16 protein-coding genes, 1 tRNA gene and 1 pseudogene are annotated in these 20,160 nt (G+C 68.3%); 3 read left to right on the plus strand and 15 right to left on the minus strand.

The features are described from left to right. Positions 1-55: 55 nt before the first annotated feature. The 3 genes from folD to BBX35_RS20640 are packed head-to-tail and all read right to left on the minus strand — an operon-like array spanning position 56 to position 1,655. Positions 56-952, minus strand: a complete 897-nt coding sequence (gene folD, locus BBX35_RS20630; RefSeq protein ID WP_067224213.1) for a bifunctional methylenetetrahydrofolate dehydrogenase/methenyltetrahydrofolate cyclohydrolase FolD — start codon at positions 950-952, stop codon at positions 56-58. A gap of 40 nt (positions 953-992) precedes the next feature. Next, complete coding sequence (locus BBX35_RS20635; protein WP_067224215.1) at positions 993-1,343, minus strand: DUF167 family protein; 351 nt, start codon at positions 1,341-1,343, stop codon at positions 993-995. A 21-nt stretch (positions 1,344-1,364) separates the two neighbouring features. After that, positions 1,365-1,655 carry a YggT family protein gene (locus BBX35_RS20640; protein ID WP_067224216.1) on the minus strand — a complete coding sequence of 97 codons (291 nt, stop codon included), beginning with the start codon at positions 1,653-1,655 and terminating at the stop codon, positions 1,365-1,367. A 196-nt stretch (positions 1,656-1,851) separates the two neighbouring features. Here BBX35_RS20640 and BBX35_RS20645 point away from each other — a divergent pair. Beyond that, positions 1,852-1,927: transfer RNA gene (locus BBX35_RS20645), tRNA-Ala, on the plus strand. A 145-nt stretch (positions 1,928-2,072) separates the two neighbouring features. Here BBX35_RS20645 and BBX35_RS20650 read toward each other — a convergent pair. Continuing rightward, on the minus strand, positions 2,073-2,351 hold the full coding sequence (locus tag BBX35_RS20650) for a hypothetical protein (protein WP_067224218.1): 279 nt from the start codon (positions 2,349-2,351) through the stop codon (positions 2,073-2,075). A gap of 349 nt (positions 2,352-2,700) precedes the next feature. Between BBX35_RS20650 and BBX35_RS20655 the strand changes: the two genes are divergently transcribed. Further along, on the plus strand, positions 2,701-3,870 hold the full coding sequence (locus tag BBX35_RS20655; protein WP_067224220.1) for a GGDEF domain-containing protein: 1,170 nt from the start codon (positions 2,701-2,703) through the stop codon (positions 3,868-3,870). Here BBX35_RS20655 and BBX35_RS20660 read toward each other — a convergent pair. The 7 genes from BBX35_RS20660 to BBX35_RS20690 all read right to left on the minus strand — a co-directional run bounded on the left by BBX35_RS20660 (position 3,867) and on the right by BBX35_RS20690 (position 14,916). Next, complete coding sequence (locus tag BBX35_RS20660; protein ID WP_141687900.1) at positions 3,867-6,512, minus strand: hypothetical protein; 2,646 nt, start codon at positions 6,510-6,512, stop codon at positions 3,867-3,869. The two genes, BBX35_RS20655 and BBX35_RS20660, sit on opposite strands and share 4 nt — an antisense overlap. Before the next feature lie 29 nt (positions 6,513-6,541). Continuing rightward, positions 6,542-8,230 carry a carbamoyltransferase family protein gene (locus BBX35_RS20665; protein ID WP_067224222.1) on the minus strand — a complete coding sequence of 563 codons (1,689 nt, stop codon included), beginning with the start codon at positions 8,228-8,230 and terminating at the stop codon, positions 6,542-6,544. Further along, positions 8,230-8,481, minus strand: coding sequence for an acyl carrier protein (locus BBX35_RS20670; protein ID WP_171901502.1), 252 nt, complete (start codon positions 8,479-8,481; stop codon positions 8,230-8,232). The genes BBX35_RS20665 and BBX35_RS20670 overlap by 1 nt, the downstream gene beginning before the upstream one ends. After that, on the minus strand, positions 8,474-10,657 hold the full coding sequence (locus BBX35_RS20675; RefSeq protein ID WP_067224224.1) for a cytochrome P450: 2,184 nt from the start codon (positions 10,655-10,657) through the stop codon (positions 8,474-8,476). The genes BBX35_RS20670 and BBX35_RS20675 overlap by 8 nt, the downstream gene beginning before the upstream one ends. Beyond that, positions 10,654-12,345: an AMP-binding protein gene (locus BBX35_RS20680; protein ID WP_067224226.1), complete on the minus strand. Its 1,692-nt coding sequence runs from the start codon at positions 12,343-12,345 to the stop codon at positions 10,654-10,656. Before BBX35_RS20680 ends, BBX35_RS20675 begins: the two co-directional genes overlap by 4 nt. Positions 12,346-12,369: 24 nt before the next feature. Then, complete coding sequence (locus tag BBX35_RS20685) at positions 12,370-13,929, minus strand: B12-binding domain-containing radical SAM protein (protein WP_067224227.1); 1,560 nt, start codon at positions 13,927-13,929, stop codon at positions 12,370-12,372. 114 nt (positions 13,930-14,043) lie between these two features. After that, positions 14,044-14,916, minus strand: coding sequence for an EamA family transporter (locus BBX35_RS20690; RefSeq protein ID WP_067224228.1), 873 nt, complete (start codon positions 14,914-14,916; stop codon positions 14,044-14,046). 309 nt (positions 14,917-15,225) lie between these two features. Between BBX35_RS20690 and BBX35_RS20695 the strand changes: the two genes are divergently transcribed. After that, complete coding sequence (locus tag BBX35_RS20695; protein WP_141687901.1) at positions 15,226-15,888, plus strand: hypothetical protein; 663 nt, start codon at positions 15,226-15,228, stop codon at positions 15,886-15,888. 272 nt (positions 15,889-16,160) lie between these two features. Here the strand turns inward: BBX35_RS20695 and BBX35_RS20700 are convergent, their stop codons facing one another. From BBX35_RS20700 to BBX35_RS23150, 4 genes and pseudogenes are all read right to left on the minus strand, one after another. Further along, positions 16,161-17,348 (minus strand): ABC transporter substrate-binding protein, encoded by a 1,188-nt coding sequence (locus BBX35_RS20700; protein ID WP_244271684.1) that lies wholly within the window; start codon positions 17,346-17,348, stop codon positions 16,161-16,163. A gap of 160 nt (positions 17,349-17,508) precedes the next feature. Continuing rightward, positions 17,509-18,744 carry a flavin-dependent oxidoreductase gene (locus tag BBX35_RS20705; protein ID WP_067224230.1) on the minus strand — a complete coding sequence of 412 codons (1,236 nt, stop codon included), beginning with the start codon at positions 18,742-18,744 and terminating at the stop codon, positions 17,509-17,511. Next, positions 18,741-19,199 (minus strand): cupin domain-containing protein, encoded by a 459-nt coding sequence (locus tag BBX35_RS23145; RefSeq protein WP_083202380.1) that lies wholly within the window; start codon positions 19,197-19,199, stop codon positions 18,741-18,743. Before BBX35_RS23145 ends, BBX35_RS20705 begins: the two co-directional genes overlap by 4 nt. A 51-nt stretch (positions 19,200-19,250) precedes the next feature. After that, positions 19,251-20,081, minus strand: a pseudogene (locus tag BBX35_RS23150) (alpha/beta hydrolase); the annotation flags it as partial. Positions 20,082-20,160: the final 79 nt, after the last annotated feature.

Consider the following 20,160-nt stretch of genomic DNA (forward strand, 5'->3'; position numbering starts at 1 on the left):
GCCGCCAACCTGTCGTCAGCGCTCACCCGCCTGCGGAGATCTTCGAAGCGCCGTCTTACAGCGCCGGCGCGGGCAGTCCCCGGCGTGCGCAGGCGGCCTGCACCGTGTTCGCCAGCAGGCAGGCAATGGTCATCGGCCCGACCCCGCCCGGCACCGGGGTGATCGCGCCTGCGACCTTCACCGCCTCGTCGAAGGCGACATCGCCGACGAGCCGCGTCTTGCCCTCGCCGCGCTCGGGCGCCGGCACCCGGTTGATGCCGACATCGATCACCGTCGCCCCCGGCTTCACCCAGTCGCCGCGCACCATCTGCGGCCGGCCGACGGCCGCCACCAGAATGTCGGCGCGCCGGCACAGCTCGGCGATGTCGCGCGTGCGCGAATGCGCCATGGTCACCGTGCAGTTGGCGTTCTGCAGCAGCAGGGCCACCGGCTTGCCGACCAGGATCGAACGGCCGAGCACCACCGCGTCGAGGCCGGAGAGATCGCCGCCATGCGCCTCGCTCGCCAGCATCACGCAGCCCTTCGGCGTGCAGGGCACCAGCCCCGGCCGGCCGAGCACGATCCGCCCGGCATTGGTCGGGTGCAGCCCGTCGACATCCTTGGCCGGGTCGATGGCCAGCACCACCTTGTCCGTGTCGATCTGCGACGGCAGCGGCATCTGCACCAGGATGCCGTCGACCTCCGGGTCGGCATTGAGCCGCGCCACCAGGTCGAGCAGCTCCGCCTCGGGCGTGTCCGCCGGCAGCCGGTGCTCGATGGAGCGCATGCCGCATTCCTCGGTCTGGCGCACCTTGTTGGCGACATAGACCTGGCTCGCCGGGTCCTCGCCGACCAGCACCACCGCAAGGCCGGGCGTCACGCCGTGGCCCGCCTTCAGCGCGGACACCGCCTCGCGCACGTCGCCGCGCAGGCGCGCCGCCCGCGCCTTGCCGTCGATCAGCTTTGCAGTCATGGAACCTCCGGGAACGCCGTCAAACTGGGGCAAAGTAGGGTCATTTTAGCTGCCCGCCGCCGGCGATGTCGGCAAGGCGAGCGGCAATCGCTTGCGCATCCGCGTCATCGCGGGCGGCCAGCAGAAACGTCTTGAGCCGGGCCGTCGACCCGGCAACGAGCCGCACATCGCTCTTGGCAAGGCCGAGCCCGGCGGCCAGCACGGCGGCGACGGCCGCATTGGCCGCGCCCTTGTCGGCGACGGCACGCACCCGCACGCAAAGCACGGCGCGCCCGTCGGACAGCCGCATCAGCCCGTCGATGCCGTCGCGCGCGGCGCGCGGCGTTGCCCGCACCGCAAGGCGCACCCCGTCCCGCGCCGTGCTCCAGGCCGTCTCGGCATCGCCGGTCATCGCGGCCACGCCGGCAATGCGTCAGAAGACGTTGGGATAGACGTAATAGGCCAGCACCCGCTGCAGCAGGAAGATGCCGAGCAGCAGGATGATCGGCGACAGGTCGAGCCCGCCCATCGACGGCACGACGCGGCGGATCGGCCGCAGCAGCGGTTCGGTCAGGTTGTAGAGCACCTGTCCGATCATCGCGACGAACTGGTTGCGCGCGTTGATCACGTTGAAGGCATAGAGCCAGGAGAAGATCGCACTGGCGATGATCACCCACGTGTAGAGATTGAGGATGAGGAAGATCACGTCGAGGATGGCGCGCATGGGCGGCGGGTCTCCGGCTAGGACCGACGGGGCTTGATTTCCCCTCATGTAGCCGCCGCACGCGCCCGCCGCAAGGCTCCTCGGGCCCGCGCGCCGGGCCGCGCGCACGGCTTGTCTACAGGCTGTCCCCGCCCGCCGGGGAAATGCTTGACAGCAGCACCTGCCCTCTCCTAAATGCCGCTCACGCTCGAAGAGCGGGGCCGTAGCTCAGATGGGAGAGCGCTGCAATCGCACTGCAGAGGTCAGGGGTTCGATTCCCCTCGGCTCCACCAAATTTTCCCAAACAAACTAAAATTGCGTCGAAGCCAAGACGTTTAGGCACGCCCCGCTATACAGGCGCCCCAGACTGACCGGTCAATAGGCGTCGCTGTGCTGATCGCTGCTGATAATAAGAACCGACAGATCCCGGATTCACACTCAGAGCATGTCAGCGAGAATGAAGCGGTAGTCCTTCGTCAGGGAGGTCTTTCCCTTGAAGGTCATTAATTTGCTTTTCCTCGCAACGCTCGATACGGAGCGGTTAAACCCAATCTGGGCCGCGTCGGTCGCGTATTGCTTCGCGATCTCGAAGACTTCTGCCTTTGACGCCCAGCTCTCGCAGTCGCGACAACCAAACTCTTCGTCATGACTCTCGGTTCGAGCGGTTACTGGCTGCCGACATTTGCCGCAGAGAATAGCGTGCTCCGACGTAGACATGAAAGTTCTCCTTTCGTTCCACTCGAGTAGATTGGGGTAAAACAAGAACAGAGTCGAGTCCTAATTCGTCACTGAGCACGTTCTAGTCATCTCCATCTGCAATGAGATGATTTGCCCGCAAGATCGCCCAATGGGCCCACAGAATCGCCGGAACGAACGCAAGGCTGGCAAAACTTACGGGCAAGATCAAAAATCATGATCCGCACGCGCCAACCGCAGCCATTTCCGGCAGCGTGTGGCACGCTCGCACCCGTTTCGCGTTGCCGGCGCCGATCCGTAAAATTGTAGCGATCCGGTTCAGCCGGCGTTCATCCGCCCTCTCCTACTGGGAGGCAACAGGATGACGCCGATGCCCGCTCTCGATTTCCAGACCCTCTTTATTCTGATCTTCCTCAACTCGCTGGCCGTGTCCGCGATCTGGGCGGGGGTCGCATGGGTGCATCGCCAGCACCTCGCCGCTCGCTGCTGGCTGGCTGGAACGCTGCTGTCGCTGGTCGGCGGCCTGGTTCTGGCGACGCAGGGCAATGCCGGCGCGCTGGTGCCCGCCGTGCTCGGCAACACCATCATCATCTTCGGCTTCTCGCAGTTCTGGATCGGCCTGCGGCGCTTCGCCGGGCAAGGCGGCGGACAGGTCGCAGCGCTCCTCTTCACGCTGGCCGCCGCGGCCGTGATGATCGCCCTGCACGACAGCGGCCGCGGCCGCGCCATCGTCTATGCCTCCGGCCAGTCGCTGGTGATGCTGGCCTGCCTTGCCCAGCTGCTGCGCAGCCGGATTTCCGGCATCGGCGCCATGATTGCCGCCATCGCCTTCGTCGTGGCGCTTTCCGGCCAGCTTCTCGTCGTCGGCTCCAACGGGGCGGTGCTCGCCGGCGCGCTGGACTACGAGGTCTATTACGCGCTCGCCTCCTACGCCCTGCTCTGCACGGTGTTCAGCGCCACCGTCTGGAACCTCGGTTTCGCGCTGATGGCCGTCGACGGTCTCCACCGCGAGCTGAAGGACCTTTCGGAAACCGACGCGCTGACGGGCCTTGCCAACCGGCGCGCCTTCGCCGCCCGCGCCGACCTGCTGCAGAACGAAGCCGGCGCCCGCCCCTGGTGCCTGATCCTGATCGATCTCAACGATTTCAAGCCGCTCAACGACCGTTTCGGCCATCTGGCCGGCGACCGGGCGCTGACGCATTTCGCGAAAATGCTGCAGGCCTGCGCAAGGCCCAGCGATCTGGTGGCGCGCCTCGGCGGCGACGAGTTCGCCCTGCTGCTTCCCGGCACGTCCCTTGCCGAGGCGGAGGCGCTGGCGAAGGCGATCCGCCGCACGGTCGCCGTGTCGCCGCTGCGTCTCGACGGCGAGACCGTGCCGATGTCAGCCGCCATCGGCCTTGCCGGGTCGCAGGAGGGCGAGGCCGGCCACGACCGGCTGTTCACCCTCGCCGACGCGCGGCTTTACGCGGACAAGGCCGCCTCGAAGGACCAGCGCCCGCGCGCCGCGCCCCTGCGGTTCCAGGTCGCCGCGCAAGGCTAGGGCGCTTCCGGCTCCCTCCTGGCGAACCGCAGGTCACTCCTCTTCAGCATGAGATAGCGATACATGACGGACGAGAAGTTCTGGTTGTCCGCCCCCGACGTCATGACGCCCGCAAGCAGGTCGAGATAGTCCTGCGCCCAGCGCGCGGACCATGTCGCGGTATCCTCTTCCGGCAAGGGGCCGGCCATGCGCCGCACGTCGACCCGCACCTTTGTGCCCGAGCGCAGGGCCTGCAGCCAGTAGATCGGCACCCCCAGTGCCTGGGCGACCTTCGGCACGGTGTCGAGCAGCGTGCAGCTCACCCCGAACAGGCTGCCGACCGCCTCGCTGCGAAAGCCGGGCCTGGCATTGGTCTCGGCGGGAAAGTCCGGGGTGGAAAAGACGCTCATCCCGCCTTTCAGGCATTTGACGATCCGCGCCGCCGCCAACCGGTCTGTCGTCCGGATGATCTCGTAGCGGTTGTTCAGCTCCTCGTGGCGGGTCACCGAACTCATCAGGAACGCGGTGTTCCGGAAATAGCTCTCGCGGAAAACCATATTGCCTGGTCCCAGATGCGTTCCGACGATCAGCGTGGGAACGCGCGATCGCATCCGCTCTTCCAGCTCGGCAGCGGCCTCGCTCCACTCGAACCGCAGGTCGATGTCGGGGCGCACATTGCGCGGACCGATGACCCGGTGCAGATAGGTCGCGTGCTGCGCGCGTGCGAGCCACGCTTGCCCGTCGGCGCTCGCCTCGCCCTCGCCCCTGCCTTGGAGATGCCACGCAACGACCCCCGCGGCCGTGGGCAGGCCCGGCTCGGCCTCGCCGCTCTCCGCCGCCGCGAACAGGTCGCGAAGGTCCTCACCGCCCAGCGGGCGGAAGCGCGGATAGGGCGAAGGCGCCTTCCCCGTCGGGTCGTCCTCGTATTGCCGGAAATAGTGCGCCAGCCTCGCGGCGTTGGACCGCTTCGGCTCGCCGTCCCCCGCATGGGCTGCGATCAATCGGGAGAGCCCGGGCGAAGGATCCAGGATCCGGAGGTAGCGCACCATCCAGATCCACCGCTCTTCGGGCAGCGCGCCGGAGCAGACCTGCTCGACGAGAAACGCCGCCCCGCCCTCGGCATCGCCGAACACGAAGAACAGTTCGTGGCGCAGCAACAGCGACGCGACATGGGCCGGATGACGCGCCAGCACGGCGCAGGTCGTCGCCAGCGCCCTGTCGAACCGGCCCGTCTCGAACTCCGCCCGCCCCTTCAGCGCCAACAGCAGCACGTCGCGGGGCGACTGGCCGCAGGCGCGCTCCGCACGCTCCGCCAGCTCCGCCCACGCGCTCGTGCCCATGGCGACATGCGCCCGCAAGACGTCGAGCGTGAATTCTGGAAGCCGGCTTTCGGCCTCGGCCAACAGGTGCTCGAGCCCTGCCATGATTGCCCGCGACGGCGCTGTCCCGAACCCCCATCGCCCGGCCGCCGACACCAGCCGCGTCACGTGGTCGAGGATCGAGGGCGCCTGCCGAGCGTCCTCGATGAGGAGATCGGCGAACGCCTCGACCTCACTGAGCGTCAGCTGCAGATGGGCCAGCACCCGCCTGACAGCCGTGTGCCGCTTCAGCTCATCGGACAGCCCGGCGGCAAAGGCTTTCGCCTCCTCGACGCGCTCGCCGGCAATGAGCCTGTTCAGGACCAGCGCCGCTCCATCGGGCGACGTCCTGTCCCGGTTCCAGTATGCCAGCAGCCGCGCATGGGCTTCCTCGTGGCGGCCCTCGCCCTGCAGCAGACGGATCGCAAGCCGCTGCAGCGCCGGGGTGATCTCCTCCCCTTTCGCGATCTGCGCGTCGAGCCGCTGCCGCGCGCGGTCGAAGCGGCGCAGGTCCAGATCCAGCCCGATCCACAGGTCCGCGTGCCGGTGGCGCGAGGCGGACAGCACCGCCTCGACGCCGCTCATGTCGCCCGCCTGCGTCAGCGTCACCGCCTTCTGCCGAACCAGACCCTCATCGTCCGGCCAGCGGGCCAGCGCCTCGTCGCACAGCAGCAAGGCCGCCGTATGATCGAGGGCGAGGCGCTCCAGCCCGATCGCCTGGAAGACAGCCTCGCGGCTGTCCGGCGCTTCCTCAAGAGCCGCCCGCACAGCCTCGAGCGCGGCCCGTGTCTCGCCAACATCAGTGAGACACCGGGACGCCTCCACCTGCAATTTCGCCCGCGCCTGCGGCGGGAGAGGGTCCGCGCGGGCCAGCACCCGCCCGATGATCTCGCGGGCCTGCTGCGGCTTGCCGGCACGGCGCAGCGCCAGGGCATGGCGCAGCTGCGCCTGCCACTCCGCCGGATAGGCTCGCGCCAGCACGGCTCCGGCAGCAGCCGCCTCCGCGAACGCCTTCATCTGCGTCAGGATCTCGACCCGGGCATAGAGCGCCGGCTTGTGCGCCGGCTCGGCCGCCAGCACCTCGCCGGTCAGGGCCAGACTCTCGGCATGCTCGCCGTTCCAGTGCAGCGACACCGCCAGCTCGTGCCGGATCGCAAGGCTGGCGGGATGCCGCAGCGCGCCATCGCGCAACACACGGATGCTTTCCGCCAGATGCCGGCCTTGCCGCAGCGCAATGCCTTTGCTGAGGACCGAGGCCGGGTCGTCGTCCGGCTCCCGCCCCGCGGTCTCTGACATGTCTGACATGGGCGTCTTCATGGTTTGGCTATCGCAGCTCAGCTCGCCGCGGTCTTCTCGATGAGCAGGTCCTCGATCAGCACCGCGTCGAGCCCCGAGGTCATGAACACCGCCAGCGCATCCTCGACCGAATGGACGATGGGCTTGCCCATGATGTTGAAGCTCGTGTTGAGGACGACGGGAACGCCGGTCCGCTCGCCGAAGCGCCGCACCAGCGTGTGCATCCACGGCGCGCTCGAGGAAGAGACCGTCTGCAGGCGGCCGGTGCCGTCCGCATGCACCACCGCCGGCACCTGCCGGGCCATCGCCTCGCGCCAGTGCAGCGTGATCGACATATACGGCGAAGGCTGGGCACGCTCGAACCAGTCCGCGACATCCTCCTCGCACAGCACCGGCGCGAAGGGGCGATAGGGCTCGCGGCCCTTCACCAGCCGGTTGATGCGGTCCTTCATGTCGGCCGGGCGCGGATCCGCCAGGATCGAACGGTTGCCGAGGGCGCGCGGACCGAACTCGGCCCGCCCGCGCATCACGCCAACGATCTTGCCCTCGGCCAGCAGCGCGGCAACCCGGTCCTCGCTGTTCGCGGAAACATCGCTCACCCGGGCAATGCCGGAGAGATTCTCCAGCCTCGCGAGGGCGTCCTTGCCCGCTACCGATCCGAGATAGGGCGTTGCCGGCAGCGCCGGCACGCGGCTTGTCTTCGCGGTCTCCATCCAGCTCAGCAGCGCCGCGCCGACGGCGTTGCCGTCGTCCGCCGGGGCCGGCGGCACGAACAGCCGGTCGAACGGCATGCGCCCGGCGATCGTGCCGTTGTAGGAGGAGTTCAGCGCGCATCCGCCGCCGAGGACGAGGTTTCCCTCCGACCCGTCGGCGATCCCCGACAGGATCCGGTCGGCAAGGGCCGCGTAGGCCGCCTGTCCGCTGGCGGCAAGGTCCGCCGCGCTCATCAACGGCGCATCCGCCGGGCGGGCGAACTGCCGGATGCGGGCGACGAGATCGGCGAGCCGCTCCTTGTCGGCAAAGCGCAACCGTCCCTCGTCCACCTCCAGCAGCGCGACCAGAGCATCGCGGATCTCGGGCCGGGCCGTCCCGTAGGCGGCGAGCCCCATCACTTTCCACTCTTCGCCGAGCCGCCAGTCGAAGCCGCAGAGCTGCGTCAGCCAGGCATAGAGCGTGCCGAGGCTCCCCGGCCCCCACGAGCGCCAGCGGCGCTGGAGCTCCCGGCCGCGAAGATCGAACATCGAAACGGCCCCCGCCTCCCCCTCGCCGTCGACGATCAGGCAGGAGGCGGTGTCGACGGGGGCGAAGGCGCAGGCCGTCGCCGCGTGGCACAGATGGTGGTCGTAGCGCCGCACCTCGGGCATCTGCTGCACGATGCCGAGCCGCAGCAGCGAGGCGCCGGCATGGGTGTTGATGCCCGCATGCAGTTCCCGCAGCCAGCGGGCATCGGTGACGGGCAGCAACTCGCCCATCAGCTCGACCGGCAGCTCCGCCTTGATCTTCTTCCACGAGGTCGCCACCGCCAGGCTGTCGGAGCCGAAGTCGAACCCGACCTGTTTCAATGCGGCTTCCAGATGCGGCACATGATCGGGGGCAATGCCCCAGGCGCGCTTGTCCTGCAGGAAACGTTCCGTCGCCTCGGCGAAGACGAGCTTGCCGTCGGCATCGACGATCGCCAGCGCCGGATCGTGCCCGGAGGTCGACAGCCCGAGGTGGAACAGCGCCATCAGGCGCCCGCGCGCTTCAGTATCGCACGGGCAAACTCGCCGAGCGTGTCGTGCTCGAAGATATCGGCCGGATCGACCTCGACGCCGAAGCGATCCTCCACCTCGCCGCAGACCAGCACCGCATCGATCGACTGGAGCCCCAGATCCGCGAGCGACATGTCCATGCCGATGGCGTCCGCTTCCGTCTTGGTGCGCTGCGCGACCCTGTCGCGGAGAAAGGAGAAAAACTGGGACTCGTCGATGTCACTCATCATGGAACTCTGTCTTGCTGAACCTGCACGGAAGTGTGCTGAGGGCGACGGTTTCCGACATGGCATGGTGGCGATGCGCCTTGGTGACCAGCGCCATGTCGGGAAAGCGTTGGAAGAGAGCGGGGATGGCGCGCTTGAGGACCATCACCGAAAGGGCCGCGCCGACGCAGCGATGCAACCCCTTGCCGAACGAGACATGCCCGTTGCCGCCGGGGGCCTGCCGGTTCAGCACGCGGATGTTCAGCCGCGCCGTATCCCCGGCCTTCATCGCCATCCCGCCGAGCGAAACGCCGGTGCGGGCGAGGCGATAGATGAATTTCGGGCCGCTGCAACGCGCGACCAGCTCGTCGATATTGGCCTCGGCCCACGCCGGATCGCGCGCCGCCGCCTGCTCCTCCGCCGGGCGCGAGAGGATCGCCAGCAGGGCGTTCGACAGCGTGTGCGAGAGATTGAAGCTGGCGCCGTAGAGCACCAGCACCACCGCCTTGAGATCTGCCTCGTCGAACCCCTCCGGCGCCTCGGTCGCCAGGATCTCGAGCAACGACGGCGGACCGTCGGAGGCGACGGGCACCTCCATCAGCGACAGCGCCTCGGCAAACACCGCCTGAACGCGCCGCAGGTTCCGCATCGACAGCCAGGGCTCCAGCACGTCCTGCAGATGCGGCGCGAGGGCGTCGAACCTTTCCGGATCGCGGCTGGAGATGCCGAGGATGCGCATCATCGTGCGCTTGCGCAGCGGATCGGAATAGCCCGAGACCAGGTCCGGCGCCTCCATCGCCGCGAGCGTCCCCAGCGTCGCGTCCAGCGCGGCATCGACGACGCCCTGCCAGCGCGCCAGCTGCGCGGTGCCGAGGAAGCGCATCAAGGCCTGCTTCAGCACCTCGTGCCGCGGCCCGTCCATGAAGAACAGCGCGTTGCGCGCGATCCGCGTCGCCTCGTCCAGGTCTTCGCCGCTCGCCTGCGACAGCAGCGCCAGGTGGCTTTCCATCGGCGGCGGCGAGAAGGCCTCGTTGTCCCGCAGGATCCGGTGGGCGCTGGCCATGTCGCGGATGTCCCACAGGCGCGCGCTCGCCCGCCGGGAGCGCTTGTCGATGTAGCACGGCAGGGCGGTCGGGGCCTGCATCATCGGCGTGACCACGAAGCGGCATTCGTCGGTTTTCAGCACCAGATCGGGCAGCGCGCGCGCCAGCATCGGGATGGCCGTCTCGACCAGGATCTCGCTGAGAAACACCCCGGGGCAGCGATGCGCACCGCTGCCGAAGCTCATGTGGGCGTGGCGCGTGCCCTCGCCGGCGCGCAGGCAGGCATTGGCCGCCACGATGTCGACGACGGCGGACTGGCCCTGGTGATAGGGGCAGCCGGCGACTTCGGTCGCCTCGCTGGCGACGCGCACCAGCGTGCGGGTCGACTGGTAGAGCCCGAGGATCTCCTGCGTCTGCCGCGCGCCCCATCCGGGCGCGCCGGCATCGGCCCACAGCTGCGCCGGCCCGCTCAGCAATCCGTAGAGCGCGAAGGCCAGCGACTGCGTCGCCGAGTTCGAGCCGACCAGCAGGCCGGCGACGAAATACTCCGGCTCCAGAAACTCCGGCAGCTCGTCCTTGCGGCGGCGCAGACAGGCCAGCAGGGTTTCCGGCCCCTCGTCCTCCCCGCCGTCGCCCTCTCCGACCGCGGGACACGTTGCCACCAGCAGCCGCGCCGCCTCGTTCAGCGCCCTAAGCGTCGGCAGCGACAGATACGGCTCCGTCAGGCGCTGCGCGGTCTCGGCCGCCTCGAAATGCTCCCGCGTCTGCGGCATATCGAGGCCGAGGATCTTCGGCATGATCTTCAGGAACAGCGGCACCGCCGCATGCCGCACGAGATCGGGATCGCTGGCACTTGCCAGGTCCTCGCATATCTCCCGGCAGGCCGCCTCGATCAGCGGCCGCCATGGCGCAAGCCCGGCCTGGCTGAAGAACGGCGCGATCAGGCGGCGGGTCTGCAGGTGCGCCGGCCCGCTCATCGCCACCAGCGTGCTCGCCGACAGGCGCCGCAATGCATCGAGGTCGATGCCCCCGCGCCCGGCGATCTCGTCGAGATAGCGGTCGATGCGCGGCAGGTCGAGGCTGCGCAGCACCGCGGCCGCCATGGCCGGCACCTTCACGAAACTGTCGGGGTCGGACCAGACGTGGCGGCTCACGCGGCGCCCTCCGTCATCCGCGCCATGTCGAGGCAGAGCGCCTGTTCGTGCAGGCGGGCCAGATCGCCCGCCGCCTGCTGCCGCCGGATCTTGCCGCTGCTGGTGCGCGGCAGCGCGCCCCGCGGCAGGAAGGCGATGCGCCCGAGCCGGACGCCGGTGCCGGCGGCAACCGCCTTGCGGATCCGCTCGGCAACTGCATGCGGGTCGGCGATCGGAGCGCATCCGGCCCGCAGCTCGATCAGGAGATCGGCATGGCCGGGCTCGGCCTGCAGGCCGTCGAACGCCGCCGCCGCCGAGGGGCTGAGATCGGCATGTTCGCGCGCCGCCAGCCATTCGACCTCCGCCGCCGCCACATTGCGACCGTTGACGATGATCAGATCCTTTGCCCGCCCGGCGATATAGAGGTGCTCGCCCGCGATGCCGCCGAGATCGCCGGTCCGCAGCCAGCGCACTCCGTCGGGCGCGTCGAAGAAGCTCTCCGCCTCCTCGTCGTCCGCCGCGCCGAGATACCGGTCGCAGACGGAGGGCCCGCTCAGCCAGATCTCGCCCGTCGCCCCGTCGGGCAGCGCCCGGCCGGTCTCCGGCTCGGCGATCCGGATGTGTTTGCGCGTCTCGGCGGAGAGAAGGCAGCCCTCGAAGCCGGCCCACGCCTCGGGTGTCGCCGCAGCCTGCCCCGCGCCTCCCGCCTCGCCGGCCGCGAACAGCGTACATTCCGCCATCCCGTAGCAGGCGAAGACCGCGTCCCTCGCAAGCCCGTTCGCCGCAAAGCGCTGGTGGAACCTTGCCAGCAGGCCGCTCGGCACCGGCTCCGCGCCGCAGAACGCCCTCTCCCACGAGCCGAGGTCGAGCCCTTGCGCCTCCTCCTCGGAGATCCGGTTCAGGCATTCGAGAAAGGCGAAGGTCGGCCCGCCGCTGATCGTGCCGCGCCACTCGGAGACCGCCTCCAGCCAGACGGCCGGCCGGCGGATCATGTCGAACGGGCTCATCTGCACCGAATGCGCGCCCGACAGCAGCGGATAGACGATGCAGCCCATCAGCCCCATGTCGTGATAGTGCGGCAGCCAGTTGACCATGACACTGTCGCGGTTCATGCCCCAGAGCGACTGGATCAGCCCGCAATTGTGGCGGATCTGGTCGGCCGTCACCGGCACCGCCTTGGGAAAGCGCGTCGAGCCGGACGTGTGCTGAATGATCGGAAAGGCGCAAGGCGCCGCCCCGCCGGACGCCGCATCCGGCACCGGTTCAGGATCGTCGACGGCCAGCACCGGACAGGCCGGTTCCTCGCCCTCGCCGATCAGCTGCTGCTCCACGGCTCCGCGGCTGTTGGTGGTGCACAGCACCGCTCTTGCGCCGCAGGTCCGCGCCATGCGCGCCAGCCGTCCCGGCGGGTCGGCGGCGCGGGGCGGGGCGACCGGCACCAGCGTGCCGCCGCCGAGCAGCGTCGCCACCAGCGCGATCAGGAACTCCTCGCCGGCCGGCAGCGCCGCCATCAGCACATGCGGCCCCTCGCCGAGGCATCGATCCCAGAGCGCCTGCATCTCCGTAGCGCGCGCCCCCAGCTCCGCCCCGGTCATCGTGCGATGCCGGCCGCGGCGCCCCAGCACGGTGATCAGCGGCGCGTCGTGGCGCTGCTCGAGCGCTGCCGCGATCTCGCGCTGAAGGCTGGTTTCGGTCGCACGCCTGGTCATCGGGTTGCTTGATCTGGTCGTCGGTCAGGCCGGTTGCGCGATGGGCTGTTCGCGGCTCAGGTGGACCTGCCGGCTGCCCTGCTGCGACAGCCGGTGCAGCGACGTGAAGGAATTGAGAAAGATGGAGAGGGCGAACGACAGGTCCCGCGCGATCTCGGGGCGCTGGTGCGACAGCTCGTTGACGGCGTCGATGACGCGGCGCGCCCGCGGGTCGCTTGCCGCCTGCCGGAAAAGCTTGAAGATTCCGAAAGCGCCCTTGCCCGGCGTCACCTTCCGGTCGCTCGCCCGCAGATGCTCCGGCGGCGGACCGAGGATCGCGGCAAGATGCTCGAAACGCCTGATCGCGTTGTCCGGCTCGTGCAGCGCCTCGACCAGCCAGATGGCGCCCTCGGCCAGCTGGCGGCGGGTCATCTGCCGCGGCTCGATATTGGTCCACAGGTCGCCGCCCGGAAAGCTCGTTTCCGTCCCGTCGGTGAACAGCCGGCCTTCGGCCGCCATCTGCTCGTAAAGCGGCGTGGCGATCGGCGCGACCAGCACCGACACCCGCAGGTTCACCACCGGCAGGGCCATGCCGAATTCGAACTGGCGCTCGAAACATCCCAGGTCGTCATGGTCGAAGCCGACCATCATGCCGCCGGTGACCGTCAGCCCGCCGGCGACGATCCGGCTGATCTCGGTCACGAGGTCCCGCCGCAGGTTCTGCCGCTTCTTGACCTCCTTGAGCGCCTCTTCGTTGCTGGTCTCGATGCCGACGAAGATGTCGCGCACCCCCGCCTGGTTGCACAGCTCGATCAACTCCGCATCCCGCGACAGGTCGATCGAGGCCTGCGTCGCGAACTGGACCGGCTCGCGGCCCTCGCGCCCGTTCCAGCCGGCAAGCCCTTCCAGCAGGACGCGGGATTTCTTGCGGTGGACGGTGAAGTTGTCGTCGGACAGGTTGATGCTGCGATAGCCGAGATCGTAGAGCACCTGCGCTTCGGCCAGCACGTTCTCGATCGGCTTGTGCCGCTGCACCCGGCCGAGATACTGGATCACGTCGCAGAAGCTGCATTCGAACGGGCAGCCGCGGCTGGTCTGGATCACGCCGCTGATCGCCCGGTCGTTGTTGTAGAGGTCCCAGCGCGGCACCGGCGCGCTTGCGAGATCGGCCTGGCCGCACAGGTATCGCGGCTGCAGGGTGTCGGCCAGCAAGTCGCGGCTCAGCGCGCTCGCGACGGTCTCGAACTCGCCGATGATCAGGCTGTCCGCCTCGCCGTCGAAATCGCCGGGCGCCAGCGACACATGCGGGCCGCCCATGATCACCCGCCGCCCCATGGCGCGGAACCGTCGGGCGATCTCGATGCCACGGGAGGCCTGGGCAACGTTCATGCTGATGGCGATGACGTCGGACGGATCGTCGAAATCGACATCCTCGGTCATCTCGTCGCACAGCCGGATGTTGAAATCGCCCTCCAGCAGGGCGGCAACGGTGGTGATCCCCGCCGATGCCATCAGGGCATAGCGCTCGTCGATGTTCAAAATCTTGTCGGCAATGAGGGCTTCGCTGCCGAAATTCGGCAACGGAGCGATAAGATATATGTCCATTCGTCCGATCCTTGCCGCCCCCTCGAGTGGCAGCGCGCACTATACACAACCCGTCCGGATTTCGTTACCGGTCTCAACAGGTTTCTCGCCCCTGCCCGTGCTTTTTTTGGCCCCTCACGAGGCCGAAAGCAGGATCACGCCCGCGATCAGCACCGCGCAGCCGGCCAGCCGCCACGGGCCGACCCTTTCGCGCAGGATCACCATGCCCATCAGGGCGCCGACCATCATCGACATCTCCCGCATGGGCGCGACGAGGCTCAGCGGCGCGCCGTCGCTCAGGGCCGCGAGCACCAGGATATAGGACGCCGGCGCCAGCAGCCCGACCCCGACCGCCGTCCACCAGTGGCCGCGCATCGCCGCCATCGCCTGGCGCGGCCGCGCCAGCACCACGGGCAGCAGCATGAAGAACCGCAACAGGTTCGACACCCATTCCAGCACCACCGGCGCGATGCCGAGCGATTTCACCGCCACCGCGTCGACCACCGTGTAGCCGGCTATGAAACCGCCGGTGACCGTCCCCCAGCGCAGGCCCGCCTGGCCGCCGGGACGGGTGAAGGCGGCGATCTTTCCTTGCGTCGAGATCAGCAGGATGCCGGAAACCACCAGCACCAGCCCGACGACGCCGGTGCCGGTCGGCACCTCGCCCAGCAGCACGAAGGCCCCGAGGCTGGAGAGCATCGGCCCGGTCCCGCGCGCCACCGGATAGACGACCGACAGGTCGGCCACCTGATAGCCGCGCTGCAGGCAGAGGCTATAGGCGAGATGGATCAGGCTGCTCAGCACGATGAAGGCGACGCCCATCGCCGTCCAGGCGATGCCGCCCTCGATCAGCAGGTAGATCACCCAGGGCGCATAGGCGATGCAGGCGACGACGTTGTAGGCGAGGACGAAGGCCGCGCCGGCATGGGCCGCCCGTTTCGCCAGGAGATTCCAGGTGGCATGGATGAAGGATGCGAGAACGACGAGAAGCAGAGAGGCAAGCGTCACTGAGACCCCCTTGCGCGGTGCGCGGTTGATCTCGACGTCTCCTCCCCTGGGCTTTTGTCCCTTGGGTGCAGCCGGGGAACTCCCCCGGTTTCTGCAACGCTCGGTCCTGCGGCGATGTGCCCGGATCCCTAGTTGCCACTCGGTCGATGGCCCATCCTAGCCCCGGCCCGCCCGCCATCGCAACCCGGCTAAGCAGTTTGCCACCGGAAGATGCGCACCCCTTGCAGGAAAGTTCCGGCTGGTTGCACCGATACCCTCTCGTATATGAAGACGGGAAATCTTGCGGACAACGGAAGCGGGAGAGACCTATTGGGCGCGGACGGCGGACACCCAAGGGAGCCGTGCATCTGGCTCGTTCAGGGCCACGGCATAGTGAACGCCCGTGGTTGGGTACCGCACGAAGAATTCGAGAATGGCGGAAAAACGCCGGAACCGATCCTGGAAGCGATGCGGCTGACCAAGGCTGGCTGGTTCCTGCCGCAGGACCGGTTTCCCACGGACAATTATCCGCTCCCGAACAGCTATCCGTCGGCACACGAAGAACGCGTACCGCAAATTTTTACCAACGGATTCATCTTCCTGGCGGGCGAAAGCGCCGAGGTGGTGCAGAGCTCCGACATGGGCGAAGGCGCGCTCTATCCCGTGCGCCTATGGCATCCGGACCGCAAGACCTTGATGCCGGGAGAGTTCTTCTATCTCAGCCAGGGCAACAGGAAGGACGCCTTTCTGCAGGAGCGATCCGACAAAGAGGGCATCGATGCGATGTCGCACGGGAGATGGCTTGTGCGCATCGTCCGCGCCCGGCCGCCGCTGCTGCTCTTCTCGGAAAGCGCGCTCCGCGGGCCGGACATCTGGTGGGACAAGTCGATCTACAAGCACTTCTTCATCAGCGACCGGTTGAAGCGCGCCCTCGATCAGCGACACCTGTCGAGGGACTGGCACCTCGTCCGTTGCCCGGTCGTCTTGGACTGAGACTGCGCTGCGCTGCGCGGGCGGCGGTCCCCCCAAAAAAAACGCGCGCAAGCCCCAGTGTGGTGAATTTGACATACGCCTCAGTCAGGCAGCGCCCACAGAGCGTATGTCAAATTCGAAAACCACACTGGAAACATATGCTTGCCAGTCATCCTGTCGAATCTGAAGTTCGTACGGCGCATGCCGTGAAACTTGACGAACTTCAGATTCGGATGACTGCCAGCTTGCGCGCGCCAGTCGCCATCCCCGCCGGAAGGGCCGGCGGAAGCTGCTTACATCTTGCAGTCCTGGGCCAGGCTGTCCTTGTAGTCCGAGACGACCTTGCGCACGAAGGACGTGGCGTACTTGCCGTCGTCCCGCTTCACCACCGTCAGCATGTGGAAGTCCTGGATCGGATAGTGATTGGTGTTGAAGGAGAACTTGCCGCGCACCGAGGCGAATTCGGCCGCCTCCAGCGCCTTGCGCATGGCCTCCTTGTCGTCCGTATTGCCGCCGGTCTTCTCCAGCGCGCTGGCGATCAGCAGCGCTGCGTCATAGGACTGGGCGGCATAGGAACCCGGCACATAGCCGTATTTCTCCTCGAAGGCGGCGACGAAGGCCTTGTTGGTCTCGTTGTCGAGATCCGGCGCCCAGGACCCGGCGGACAGGAAGCCGACAGCGGCGTCCTGCTGGCCCGGCAGCGTCGATTCGTCCGTGGTGAAGACCGACAGGAACTTCATCTTGTCCGAAAGGCCGGCCGCGTCGAACTGCTTGACCAGCCGCACGCCCATGCCGCCCGGCATGAAGGTGAACAGCGCGTCGGCGCCCGAGGTGGAGATGCGGGCGATCTCGGCCGAGAAGTCCTGATGGCCGAGCGGGGTGTAGACCTCGTCCGCCAGCGTGCCGTCGAAGCCCTGCTTGAAGCCCTCGACATTGTCCTTGCCGGCCTGGTAGTTCGGCACCATGGCGAAGACGTTCTTGAAGCCCTCCTCCGTCGCGATCATGCCGCTGACTTCGGCCGGCTGGTTGTTCAGATAGGAGGTGACGAAGAAATACGGGTTGCAGTTGCGCCCGGCGAAGGTCGAGGGGCCGGCATTCGGGCTGATCAGGAAGGTCTCGGCCTCGACCACCGGCTTGAAGATCGCCTGCAGCATGTTCGAGAACACGGTGCCGACGACGAAGTCGACCTGCTCGCGCTCGATCAGCGAGCGTGCCTTGAGCAGCGCCACGTCCGGCTTCAGCTCGTCGTCCTCGACGATCAGGCTGATCGACTGGCCGCCGAGCTGCCCGCCGTTCTGCTCCAGCGCCAGCTGGAAACCGTCGACGATCTGCTGGCCGAGCGCGGCCGGCGGGCCCGACAGCGTCACCACCATGCCGATCTTGATGTCTTCGGCCAGCGCCGCCGAGCTCATCAATGCGCCCAGCGCGACGCCCGCGGCAAGGCCGGTCAGTTTACGCGTCCACGTGCAAGTCATGGTCATTCCCCTCTTCTCGCCCCTTTGCCGGGGTCGATTTGCCTCTGGCGGCATCAAGGCACCCAGCGCCCCTGCCTGCCGTATCGTCCTGCCGGCCTCCCGTCCGCCGGTCTTCTTCTGTCGTCTCTTCTTGTCTTGTGTCTTCTTGTCGGTTCTGTCTCGTGCCTCAGCCCGCCCTGCGCGCCGCAAAGCCAGCCATCTTGGCATATCCTTCGACGATTGCCTTGCGGTCCTCGTAAGACAGCACATGGTCGATATTGTCGAAGCGGCGCGGGCTCAGCCGCTCCACCTCGTCGATCACCCGCTCCGGCCCGCCGCGCCGGTTGGTGCGCACCACCTCCGCCGTCTTCGGCAGCCGCTCTTCCTCGTAGCGGTACAGCGCCTCGCGCGGGTGCTCGGCCGCCGCCATGTGGTCGGCCAGGCACCGTGCATCGAGGATCGCCTGCGCCGCCCCGTTGGAGCCGACCGGATACATCGGATGCGCCGCATCGCCGAGCAGCGTCACCCGGCCATGGGTCCAGCGCGGCAGCGGGTCGCGGTCCGCCATCGGATATTCGAAGATCGTGCCGCTGGCGCGCACCAGCGCCTCCACGTCGAAGCCGGGAACCGTGAAGCGCCGCGCATAGGGCAGCACCCGCGACAGCGGCGCCTGGCGCGACCAGCTCTCGGGCGGCGGCGGCGACACCGAGCCGTCGGCAACGCGCACATTGACCACCCAGTTCATCAGCTGCCGGCCGTCCTTCGCCGGGGCGATCGGGTAGAGCACCAGCTTGGCGCCGAGACCGCCGGCGATCGCCATCGTCTCGCCGTCCTCCCAGACCGGCCATTCGGCCGCCCCGCGCCACATCACGACGCCGGCCCAGCTCGGCGGGCCCTCGTCGGGGTAGAAGCGCTTGCGCCCCATGCTGTGGATGCCGTCGGCGCAGATCAGCACTTCGCCGCGCAGCGTGCGCGACGTCACGCCCTCGGCCGCATCGGTAAAATGCACCGTGACGCCGGCCTCGTCCTGCACGAAGCCGGACAGCCGCAGGCCGGTCAGCACCGCATCCTTGCCCATCCGCTCCACGGCCGCGTCGTAGAGCACCTTCTGCAGCCGGCCGCGATGGATCGAGAATTGCGGGAACTTGTGGCCGGCATGCAGGCCGCGCAGCTCGCGCCACACTTCCTGGCCCTGGCGGGTCAGGTAGCGCAGCTCGCGGGTCCTCAGGCCCACCTCGTCCAGCCGGTCCAGCAGTCCCAGCCCCGCCAGCTCGGCGATGGAATGCGGCAGCGTGTTGATGCCGACGCCCACCTCGCGCACCTGCGGCGCCTGCTCCACCACCGTGGCCTTGATGCCGCGCTCGTGCAGCATCAACGCGGTGGTGAGCCCGCCGATGCCTGCGCCCGCGATGAGGACGGTCATTGTCCCGCCCCGCTGTCTTCCGGCGGCAGGAAGTCGATGGCATGGGCGGCGGAGACCGCGACGATCTCGGCCGGATCCGCGCCCGGGCCCATGTTGTGCAGCGCCCAGAACAGGTCGTAGAGCTGCAGGGTCGGCGTCACCCAGAACAGCGTCTTGATGGTGCTTTCGGACTTGTTGAAGATCCCGTGCGGGATGCCGCGCGGCAGCTTGACGAGGTCGCCCGGCTCGCCGATCACCTCCTGCCCGTCGAGCAGGAAGGTGAAGCGCCCTTCCAGGATGTAGAGGAACTCGTCCTGGTCCGGGTGGATATGCGGCGGCACGAAGGTGCCGGGCGGCAGCGAGGCATGCCAGGAAAAGCACTCCTCGGTCATCTGCTTGGGCACGTAGGTCTGGCCCAGGATGTTCCAGCGGATCTGGTCCAGGCTCTCGCGGGACTTGACGATTCCGGGCTCCATCGCGGTCTTTCTCCGTTCTGTCTTGCGCGCGCCAGCCGCTCCCGCCGGGGAGCCGACAAAGGCGTCGGTGATCGGCGATGCCGGGTCCTTCAGGGCCTCCAGCACCGTGAAATGATTGTGCTCGCCGTCCACATGGGCGCGCGCCGGCACGTCCAGCCCGCCCCAGATGTCGGCGAGCAGCTTCGCCTGGCGGATGAATTCGGGCCGCTCGCCGCCGCCCACCCAGCAGGTCAGGGGAGCGGCCAGCCCCGGCTCGGCGAGCGCGGCGCTTTCGGCCCGCGCCTCGGCAAGGTCGAGATGCAGCGTGTCGTTCATGGCCGTGTGCAGCAGCGGACGCAGGTCGTGCAGGCCGCTGATCGACAGCGTGTGCTCGATGCGGTTGCGCACGCCCGCCTCCAGCGGGCTGTCGGCGCAGACCATGCGGGTGACCAGATGGCCGCCGGCCGAGTGGCCCGACAGGCGGATCGGCCCGTCGACACGCGCCGCCGCATGGGCGATCGCCCGGGCGATCTGTCCGGTGATCTGCGAGATGCGGGCCTCGGGGGTCAGCGTGTAGCTCGGCAGGCACACGGCCCAGCCGCGCGCCCGCGCCCCTTCGGCAAAGTCGGTCCAGTAGGACTTGTCGAGCCGCATCCAGTAGCCGCCATGGACGAAGACGGCGAGACCGCGCGGCGTCCCTTGCGGCCAGACGATGTCGTAGGTCTCGCGCGGATGCGCGCCGTAGGCGATGTCGAGGTCGAGCCGGTGGCCGGCCGCCTGCATGGCGGCACGGTACTCGGCCGCACGCGCGGACCAGAAGCCGGGCAGCTCGTGCGAATTCGCCACATGGGCCATGTTGGCGAAGGCGTCGTCCCAGTCTCGGGCGGGGGGCAGCAGGGGCATGGGTCTCGCGTCTTGGATCTCGGGTGAAGACTGCGGCGGGCGCGGCGGCACCGCTTCACGCGGGCCGTCTGGCGCCGGG

It is taken from the genome of Stappia indica (assembly GCF_001696535.1).
Classification (GTDB): Bacteria; Pseudomonadota; Alphaproteobacteria; order Rhizobiales; family Stappiaceae; genus Stappia; species Stappia indica.